The 1,352-nt window shown below is 32.5% G+C and carries 1 protein-coding gene; it reads right to left on the bottom strand.

The window, feature by feature from the left end:
* A partial coding sequence (locus E1171_RS23385) for a transglutaminase-like domain-containing protein (protein WP_187696158.1) occupies nt 1-1,352 on the bottom strand: 1,352 nt, incomplete at both ends.

Here is a 1,352-nt window from a genome sequence, read left to right as displayed (position 1 = left end):
GTACCTTCCAAATTCACCTTCAATCTCACCCTGTTTAGGTAAAAATTTGAATGAAAAACCTTGTGGTACCTCTATTTTAATTTCTTCATCGAAGGAATACCCCCGTCTAATATCAATTATATTATCCTTAGAAACAGAGGCTGGTATGTTTTCTAAAGGCTCCAATAGATTAATCGGTAAAATCAATCCATTGGATGATCTCTGAGCTATATTCTCTATATTTAATTTATAATGCTCTTCATATTGAAGAGAATCTTTTACTTTTTCCACAGAAGATGAAAGAATTTCATAGTTTAAAAAGGGAAATTTCTCATAATCAAGCTTTAATTTTCCATCTTTATTGGCGCTTTTATATTTAATAAAATCATCATAATAAATTCCTCCTTTTAAATTTTTTATGATAAAACCGCCATTTCCATACTCATCCAGTTTAAGAGTTGCATAGGTGGTAGTTTTATTTTTAGACGCCTTATAAGAAGGAGTTTTAATAATCTTACTATTTCCATATTCAATCCAAAGAGCATTTCTTCCATCAGTAAATGTCCCTAAATAATTCGGCTCGGTTAGTTGGCTGGTGCATTCTAACCATATAGTATCATTCTCAAAAGGAACTGCTAAAAACAGATGATTAAATTGATTATTAGGAAAGTCGAAATTTATATTAGGACTGTCCTTTCCTGCTCTTATCAATACATAATTTGATTTAATTCCCACATAATCCAGCATAGCTTTCATATAGTTACTCAATGCTTTACAATCCCCATATGATGTCTGATCTACAACATCTGCCGGTATCGATCTAAAGCCTCCAACACCTAATTGTATGGAAACGTATCGAACCCTGCTCTGCATATAATGATAAATAGCCTTCACTAACTCTTTTTGATCAATTAGGGAATGACTTATTTCATCCAAATATTTTCTTGTCTCAGCTGATAATTCACTTTTATCTGAGTTTAATTTAGCATACCAGTTCCCAAACTCACTCCAACTTATAAAACTTCCTATATAACCATCTAATTGGAAATGGGTAGGAGATATTAAAAGCCCTGGAGATATCTCTTCTAATGCTAAATTAAATGCCTTCTTCTCTAAGTGAGGCAAATCAAAAACCTTCCACTTATATAGTACTTGTCCATTCTGATCAAATGTAATTTGGGCTTTTGGTAATCCGTTAATTTCCTTTGTTTGAACTTCCTCCTTGGCAGAGACTCTTAATTCAAGAGAAGCTTCTTTCACCGATACATTATAAACATTTTGAGGATACCAGGCAGGAAAGGATAAATAACCATTTAGAGTCACCTCATAAGAATATTCTACAGAAAATGGAATTTGCTTATATTTAGGATCTA

The organism is Xanthovirga aplysinae (assembly GCF_009711365.1).
Taxonomy (GTDB): Bacteria; Bacteroidota; Bacteroidia; order Cytophagales; family Cyclobacteriaceae; genus Xanthovirga; species Xanthovirga aplysinae.
Note: the sequence above shows the minus strand (reverse complement) of the source record. Positions and strands in the feature narration are given on the sequence as shown.